General features: G+C 75.2%; 9 protein-coding genes. 5 read left to right on the top strand and 4 right to left on the bottom strand.

The genetic code is table 11. The annotated features are described in order from the left end of the window. The first annotated feature begins 317 nt into the window (after window positions 1-317). Genes E4P38_RS22570 through E4P38_RS22560 form a run of 3 tightly spaced genes read left to right on the top strand, consistent with a single transcriptional unit; the run spans window position 318 to window position 2,788 of the window. Window positions 318-803, top strand: a complete 486-nt coding sequence (locus E4P38_RS22570; RefSeq protein WP_135134235.1) for a VOC family protein — start codon at window positions 318-320, stop codon at window positions 801-803. Window positions 804-848: 45 nt separating this feature from the next. Next, window positions 849-1,601 (top strand): methyltransferase domain-containing protein, encoded by a 753-nt coding sequence (locus E4P38_RS22565; protein WP_135134234.1) that lies wholly within the window; start codon window positions 849-851, stop codon window positions 1,599-1,601. After that, the gene (locus E4P38_RS22560; protein ID WP_135134233.1) at window positions 1,598-2,788 is read left to right on the top strand and encodes a nucleotide pyrophosphatase/phosphodiesterase family protein; all 1,191 of its coding nucleotides are present in this window, start codon (window positions 1,598-1,600) and stop codon (window positions 2,786-2,788) included. The genes E4P38_RS22565 and E4P38_RS22560 overlap by 4 nt, the downstream gene beginning before the upstream one ends. Here the strand turns inward: E4P38_RS22560 and E4P38_RS22555 are convergent. The 3 genes from E4P38_RS22555 to E4P38_RS22545 form a co-directional block, all read right to left on the bottom strand. Beyond that, window positions 2,785-3,705 (bottom strand): sucrase ferredoxin, encoded by a 921-nt coding sequence (locus E4P38_RS22555; protein ID WP_245161244.1) that lies wholly within the window; start codon window positions 3,703-3,705, stop codon window positions 2,785-2,787. The two genes, E4P38_RS22560 and E4P38_RS22555, sit on opposite strands and share 4 nt — an antisense overlap. Before the next feature lie 25 nt (window positions 3,706-3,730). Next, a complete protein-coding gene (locus tag E4P38_RS22550; protein ID WP_245161243.1) occupies window positions 3,731-4,954 on the bottom strand; it encodes a cupin domain-containing protein in 1,224 nt (407 codons plus the stop codon). Between the two features lie 113 nt (window positions 4,955-5,067). After that, window positions 5,068-5,472 (bottom strand): hypothetical protein, encoded by a 405-nt coding sequence (locus tag E4P38_RS22545; RefSeq protein WP_245161242.1) that lies wholly within the window; start codon window positions 5,470-5,472, stop codon window positions 5,068-5,070. Window positions 5,473-5,634: 162 nt separating this feature from the next. On the opposite strand from E4P38_RS22545, the gene dinB reads away from it, so the two are divergent. Both dinB and E4P38_RS22535 read left to right on the top strand, forming a co-directional pair. After that, window positions 5,635-6,972, top strand: a complete 1,338-nt coding sequence (gene dinB / locus E4P38_RS22540; RefSeq protein WP_245161241.1) for a DNA polymerase IV — start codon at window positions 5,635-5,637, stop codon at window positions 6,970-6,972. Window positions 6,973-7,171: 199 nt separating this feature from the next. Beyond that, window positions 7,172-7,582, top strand: coding sequence for a DUF3040 domain-containing protein (locus tag E4P38_RS22535; RefSeq protein ID WP_135134230.1), 411 nt, complete (start codon window positions 7,172-7,174; stop codon window positions 7,580-7,582). 24 nt (window positions 7,583-7,606) lie between these two features. On the opposite strand, the gene E4P38_RS23100 is transcribed toward E4P38_RS22535, so the two are convergent. After that, the coding region (locus tag E4P38_RS23100; protein ID WP_167760672.1) for a hypothetical protein at window positions 7,607-7,846 on the bottom strand (240 nt) is incomplete at its 5' end.

Here is a 7,846-nt window from a genome sequence, read left to right as displayed (position 1 = left end):
GGATCAGCCGACCACCCGGCGCCGCATGGCTGGAGCCCTACGAACTCGGAGCGCTTCCACCGGGCCTCGAAACCCTCGACCCCGCGCCCTTCTGAGCGGGTCGTCGTGAGATCAGCACAGCTCGGCGGGCCGGGACATCTGCCGCCGTCTCCATGTACGTGCCCGGTGGGGGCGGGTCATGACGTGTGCGCTTGGAGAAGTGGGGAGCGAGCCGTGCTGTGCTGTGTTCGTTCGAAGGAGCCTTCCGATGAGTCCCGGGGCGGGCCAGGGTCTACCCATCAGCCGGTGAACAGCCGGACCTGAGAGAGGAACAGACGATGCCCAAGCAGATCCCATGTCTCTGGTTCGACGGACAGGCCGAGGAGGCCGCACAGCACTACACCTCGATCTTCCCGAACTCGAGCATCGGTGATGTCACCCGCTACGGGCCGAACATGCCGCCGCCGATGAAGGAGGGCGACGTCATGACGGTCGACTTCACCCTCGACGGGCAGCCGTACACCGCACTCAACGGCGGGCCGCAGTTCCAGTTCGACGAGTCGATCTCCTTCCAGATCATGTGCGCCGACCAGGAAGAGGCCGACCACTACTGGAACCGCCTGACCGAGGGCGGCGAGGAGAGCCAGTGCGGGTGGCTCAAGGACAAGTTCGGCGTCTCCTGGCAGGTCACGCCCACCGAGCTCATGAGCCTGCTCAACGACCCCGACCAGGCACGTGCCCAGCGGGCCACTCAGGCGATGCTGCAGATGCGCCGCATCGACATCGCCGAGATCAAGCGGGCCGCCGACAGCGTCTCCGGTTGACGCGGGGCCGGGTGGCCGCAGCGGGCCGCCACTAGGCTCCCTGGGGTGCCGACGTCCCCTGCCTCGCCGACCGCGGAGCAGTTGCCCGCCCGGACCGCTGCCGTCTGGGCAGCACTCGACCCCGTGGTCGGTGCCGGCACCCCGCTGCGCGTGCTCGACGTCGGCGGGGGCAGCGGCATGTTCGCCGTCCCGCTCGCCCGGCTCGGTCACGACGTCACCGTCGTCGACCCCAGCGCCGACGCCCTGGCCACCCTGCGCCGCCGTGCCGACACCGGGGGCGTGGGGGCGCGGGTGCACGGCCTTCAGGGCGACGGCGACCTGCTCCACGAGGTCCTGCCAGAAGCAGACGGTGGCAGCGACGGCTACGACCTGGCGCTGTGCCACTACGTCCTCGAGGTCGTCGACGACCCGGCGGTCACCCTGGGCGAGATCAGCCGGGCGCTGCGTCCCGGCGGTCAGGTGAGCGTCGCGACCGCCAACCGCGCCGGCGCAGTCCTCGGCCGGGCCGTCGCAGGTCACCCCGTCGAGGCGCTGGCCCTGATCGAGGACCGCGACCCGGCCCCGGCCCGCTCCAAGCCCGCCCGCCGACGCTTCACCCCCGAGGACCTGCTCGCCCTCGTCGAGGGCGCGGGCCTCCGCCCCGGCCCCTGGCGCGGCGTCTCCGTCGTCGCCGACCTGCTCGAGGCCACTTCGGGCGCCGACCCGCGCGCCGTCCGCGCCCTGGAGCTGGCGCTCGCCGAGGCGTCGCCCTTCCGCGACATCGCCACCGGCCTGCACGTCCTTGCCACCCGCCCGTGACCCCGCTGCCCGCGGACCTCGCGGTGCCGCCCTACGGAGCCGGCACCCTCGCCGACGTCCTGCCCGGCGCCGCCACCGCCCTCGGTGTCCCTCTCGTGCGCGGCGACCTGCCGGCCGACCCGCTGGACCTGACCGGGGCGCTCGCCGGGGCGCGGCGGGTCATGGTCCTGCTCGTCGACGGACTCGGCGCCGACCTCCTCCGCACCCACGCCGATCTCGCGCCCACGCTCGCGGGCCTCGCCTCGCCCTCCGGCGACCTCGCCGCGCCCTGCCCGAGCACCACCCCGGTCAGCCTCGCCACGCTCGGCACCGGCCTCCCACCCGGCAGCCACGGCATCCTCGGCTTCGTCACCCTGGTACCCGGACAGCAGGGCCCGACGGGGGAGGACCGCACCCTCAACCACGTGCAGTGGGCTGACGACCCCGACCCGGACGTCTGGCAGCCGCAGCGCACCGTCTTCGAGCACGCCCAGGCCGCCGGGGTGGCCGCGACCGCCGTCGGCCCGTACGCCTACGCCGGCTCCGGCCTCACCCGTGCCGTCTACCGCGGCGCCACCTACACCGGCGCGGTCAGCCACGGCGACCTCTGCGCGCTGGCGCTGCGCGCGCTCGCCGCGACGCCCCAGGCCCTCGTCTACGGCTACATCCCCGAGCTCGACCTCACCGGGCACGTCCGCGGCGTCGACTCACCCAGCTGGCGCGCCGAGCTCGCGCTCGTCGACGCGATCGTGGAGCAGCTTCTCGCCGGGCTGCCCGACGACGCCGCGCTCCTGGTGACCGCCGACCACGGCATGCTCGACGTCCCCGCCCAGACGCGCTTCGACCTCGACGCGGAACCCGCGCTGACCGACGGCGTCCGCGTGCTGGCGGGGGAGCCGCGCGCCCGGTACGTCCACGCCCTGCCCGGCGCGGAGGACGACGTCCTCGCCCGGTGGCGCGAGGTGCTCGGGGACCGGGCCTGGGTGGCCAGCCGGGACGACGCGGTCGCGAGCGGGGTCTTCGGCCCGGTGGACGACGCCCTGGCCGCCCGCATCGGCGACGTCGTCGCGCTGGCCCGGGGCAGCTGGGCGCTCGTCACCCCGGAGCACGAGCCCGGACCGAGCCGGTTGGCCGCCTACCACGGCTCCCTCACCGCGACCGAGCTGGCGATCCCGCTGCTGGTCGCCCGCGGTCGCGCGCTCGCCTAGGCGGGATCGCCCAGCGAGACGTGCCAGGTGCGGGAGTGCGCGGGGTGGGTCGCCCGGCAGGTGAGCAGCTCGGCCACGGACGACGGCCGGCTCTCGACCGACGCCACCACCTGACCGTCCGGCCCGGCCATCGTCACGATCCAGCGCTCGACCTCGGCCCCCGGAGCGGTCGTCGGCCGCACCGACGACACCGGCAGGTCGTCCAGTCCGAGCAGCCCCAGCTCGCCGCGGGCGTGGTGCTGCGCGGCCTGCCCGGGCGGCGGCACTCCGGCCCGTCCGCGCAGCCACGGCAGCGCCACCTGCCCGCGCTCGTGCGCGTGCACCAGGTCCGCACCGTCGTCGGGCACCTGGCCGTAGTAGAAGCCGTACGGCAGGACGACGACGTTCGCGGCGAACCGGTCACCGCCCAGGTGACTGCACTCCCACACGTCCGCGGGGCCGGGCGCCGGCAGCTCGCGCGCCAGGGGACGCCCACGCAGGGCACAGCAGGCGTCGTGGCCGCCGTGCGTGCAGACCAGGTACACCGGCCGATCGGCGCGTTCACCCACCGAGCCGTCCCACGGTGCGGTCAGCAGGTCGGCGTCGGAGGCCCGCACCGACCACCACAGACCCTCCCGCCCGGGCCGGCTGTCCGCGTAGGCCCACCGGCGTCCGGAGTCGGCCAGCCGCTCCCCGGGCTGCCGGACCAGCAGCAGCCGCACGTTCTCCGCCCGGGAGCGCCGGGCCAGCAGCGGCGCGACGGTCTGGTCGAACCGCGACTCCGTCAGCGCGTCGCGCCCCCACGGGCCGGGCTGCTCGATGAGCAGCCAGCGCTGCGCCGGGGACGCCGTCGCGACGGGGGAGTCGCCGCGGGCCAGGGCACGGACCGAGCATCGGCTCTCGTCCAGCCGTGCCGTCGGGCGGGATGGAGCGGTCACGCCCTCCACCGGGTCCGGCGTCGGCTCATCCACCGGTCCCGAGCGCGTCGCCACGTGCCCCATCGTGCCTGGCGCCCCCGACCGACCCGGCGCCCAGTCCCGCATCCGGCACGGTGGCGACCGACTCGGTCACCAGCCGCCGCGCAAGGGTGACCCGGTCGGCCGGGTCGAGGCCGGGCAGGTCGCCGACCTTGAGCTCGCCGGCCGCCAGCAGCGCGGCCACCGCGTCCCGGGCCTCGCCGGGGAAGGAGTGCGAGCGCCGTCCGGCGAGCAGGGTGACCCGTCCGTCGCCGTCGTCCCGGAGGACGCAGCGCAGCCTCCGGCGCAGCCGCAGGACCGTCTCGTCGGTGAGCGCGGCGGCCGCGGACGACTGGGCCAGCGGGGCGACGGGTTCCGGACGCACCTGCGCCCAGGTCTGCCCACGCAGCCGGTCGGCCACCTGCGCCGGGTCGACGCGGCCGAGCCAGTCCTGCAGGCCGGCGATCACTGCGGTGACGTCGTCCCGGACGCTGTCGGGGTCCGCGAGGTCGAGGCCCAGGGGGAGCGAGCTGCGCAGCTGCGGGTCGTCGGCGGCGAGCGTGCGCACCAGGTCCAGCGCCGACTCGGCGGCTCCCCAGCGGGTGACCGAGTGGACGCCGACGGTCAGGTGGGCGCTGATCTCGCCCAGGGCCCGCGCGGAATGCAGGTAGCCGCGGGGGAGGTAGAGCGCGTCGCCGGGCCGCAGCACCTCGTTGATCACCGGTTCGCCCTCGGCGGCGGCGGCCACCTCGGCCTCGCGATCGGTCCACGGCTGGGTGCGCAGCGGATCGCGCAGCACCGGCTCGTGGATGGTCCAGTGCTTCTCGCCCGCGACCTGCAGCACGAAGACGTCATGGACGTCGTAGTGCGCGCTGAACCCCCGCGAGGACGGCGGGGTGACATACGCGTTGACCTGCGTCGGATGGCCCAGGTCGGCGGCGAGCTGATCGGCGAACTCGATCAGCGGCGGCCAGAGCCGGTGCAGACCCTGGAGGACGACGGTGCTGCCGTCGGCGAAGAGCCGGAGCACCGCGTCGGAGGACACCTGGTCGGCGATCTCCGCCCCGGCGCCTCCGGAGGTCGTGAACCGCTTCGCGTCGACGACTGCGCCGTCCTTGGCGATCCGCAGGAACGGGGTGCGCAGACCGCGGCGGGACAGCAGCTCGTCGACCGCGGGCAGGTCGAGCAGGTCGGTGAAGGAGTTACCGGTATGGGCGGCGCGGGTCAGCAACGGCCGCCGGGACCAGTACTGCTCGGCGAAGACCTGCGGATCGAGGTTCGTGCACCGCCGCAGGGCCGGGCGGAGCTCCTGCTCCGCCCGGCCCTGCGTGGTCGGGCTCTCGGTCAGGCCGAACCGTCCGCGCCGCCGTCGGCCCCGCCGTCCGCGCCACCGTCCGCACCGCCGTCAGCACCGCCGTCCGCGCCACCGTCGGCGCCACCGTCAGCTCCGCCGTCACCCGGGCCGCCGGCGCTGCCGTCGCCCCGCTCCCGTGCGGCAGGGACACCGGAGACGCCGCCGACTGCCGGTCCGGCCGCACCGTCGGCGCCGCCATCCGCACCGCCGTCCGCGCCACCGTCCGCGCCACCGTCGGCACCGCCGTCGTGGCCGCCGGGGGTGCCGGAGGCACCGCCGTCCGCCGGGCCCTCCGTGCTGGTCATGTCGTCGTCGTCGAGAGCCATGGGATCTCCGATCAGGTCGGTCCGGAACCGCCGGTCGGCGGCTCCCCAGTCGCTGGGTACCTCGCCCATCCTGGTCTGACACCTGTCCCGGCCACCACCCCCGACCAGGCTTTTCACAGAGAACCGGGTCGCCGACACGGCCGGGTGGGGGAACGCGCGCGGAAGGGGGGTGGGCCGGTAGTGTCCGGACGAAGAGATCGAACGCATGTTCGATGACGAGGAGGAGGACAGGTGGGCAGGCCGGCCGGTCGCGCGCAGGGATGCACCGTCCTGCACGTCGACATGGACGCGTTCTTCGCCAGTGTCGAGGTGCGCCGTCACCCCGAGCTGGCCGGCACGCCGGTGATCGTCGGCGGGGCCGGGAACCGCGGCGTGGTCACCTCTGCCACCTACGAGGCCCGCCGCTACGGCGTGCACTCGGCCATGCCCACCGCCCGGGCCCTGCGGCTGTGCCCGACCGCGACGGTGCTGCCCGGCGACCTGGCGCTCTACTCCGAGGTCTCCCGTTCGGTCATGGCGCTGTTCCGGTCGATCACCCCGCTGGTGGAGCCGCTGTCGATGGACGAGGCGTTCCTCGACGTCGCGGGAGCCGGCCGCCGGCTGGGCGACGCGGCGCAGATCGGCGAGTACATCCGCGCCCGGATCTTCGACGAGCAGGGGATCACCTGCTCGGTCGGCGTCGCCGGGACGAAGTTCGTGGCCAAGCTCGCCTCGACCCGCGCCAAGCCCGACGGGCTGCTCGTCGTCCGCCCGCCCGAGGTCATGGACTTCCTGCACCCCCTGCCCGTCGGCGCCCTCTGGGGCGTGGGCCCCAAGACCGAGGAGCAGTTGCTCCGCCTCGGCCTGCGCACGGTCGGCGACCTCGCCCACGTGCCGGCGAAGACCCTCCAGCGGGCCGTGGGTGCCGCCTCGGGCACGCACCTGCACGAGCTGTCCTGGGGCCGGGACCCGCGCCGGGTGGTGCCCGAGGAGCCCGAGAAGTCCATCGGCCACGAGGAGACCTTCGGCACCGACATCGACGATCCGACGGTGATCCACCGGGAGCTGCTGATGCTGGCCGAGCGGACGGCGGGCCGGCTCCGGTCGGGCGGGTGGCTGGCGCGCACCGTGAGCATCAAGGTCCGGTTCGCCGACTTCGCCACGATCACCCGCAGCCGCACCCTCGACGTCCCCACCGACGTCGGGCAGGAGCTGTACGACACCGCCCGCGCCCTCTTCGACGCCCTCGGGCTCGACCGCGCCCGCATCCGGCTCGTCGGGGTGCGCGCCGAGCGGTTGATCGACGCCGGCTCCGCGCCCCAGCAGCTCGAGCTCGGCGCGCGCGAGCACGGCCGCCGGGAGGCAGAGCTCGCCGCCGACCGCGCGGCCCGCCGGTTCGGGGCGGGGGCGGTGCGACCGGCGACGCTCCTGCACCGGCAGGGCCGTCCGGGCGGCCTGACGCCCGGAGGAACGACCGCCGGAACCGGCTCGGGGGCCGGTCGGGACGTCGCCCGCGCCGATCTTCCCCGTCCGGGGCGCTCGGGCCCGCGCCGCCCGGTTCCGGAGACGCCGGCGGGAGATCCGGGCTGACCAGCGGATATCCGGTGCCACCGCGGCCGTGGAGGGGCCCCGAACGGGGTCCGGAAGGGCACCCGGAGGAGTGATCCCGGCGTGTTCCCGGCGGGTCGCCGCGAGGTCGCCTTTCGCGCGTTGCCAAGGGCTCGTATCCTCGGCTGTACCGTCGGGGGAAGCCTCCGACGGCCTAGGCTCCGCCCACCTGGAGGTCGACGTGCCGCTCTCCGAACACGAGCAGCGTCTGCTGGAGCAGATCGAGCGCGCCCTCGTCGACGATGACCCGAAATTCGCTTCGTCCGTCCGCACCGGCGACCGCCGGCTGAAGGCGCGTCGCAAGCTGCAGTTCGGCGTCGCCCTGGTGGTCATCGGACTGGCCGTGATCGTCGGCGGTGCCGTCGCCCAGTCGTTCCTCATCGGCGCGCTCGGCTCCCTGATCATGTTCGGCGGAGCAGGCCTCGCCGTTCTCCACTACAAGGCAGCCACCGGCGCCGTCGAGGCCGGCAACAGCCCCGCAGGCGGCCGCGGTCCGGCGCCCGCGGGACGGTCCGGCCGTGGTGGCCGGGTCGGCCGCCAGCCGCTGAAGAGCCGGCTCGAGGAGCGTTTCCGCCGCCGCTACGACCAGTAGCCCCCGTCCGCTCCGGACGGCGTCTCAGACGGAGCGGGGACGACCCGGGCGGGTCAGGGTGACCATCCGCCCCCGGGCCCCGTTGGCCAGCCGCGTGTTCGCGCCGGTCACCAGCGAGGCGGGCCAGAACACGGCGCGGAGCCGGCCGTCGCGGTCCGCCGCGTGCAGCAGGCCGTGGCGCGCCGTCCGCAGCGCCGCGCCCAGCTCCGGATCGACCGCTCCGCCGCCGGTCCGCGCGTAGCAGGCCGCCTCCTCCGCCCGGCC

Origin of the sequence: Blastococcus sp. CT_GayMR16 (genome assembly GCF_004570875.1) — a bacterium.
GTDB lineage: Bacteria > Actinomycetota > Actinomycetes > Mycobacteriales > Geodermatophilaceae > Blastococcus_B.
This window is presented reverse-complemented; position numbering and strand designations above follow the sequence as displayed.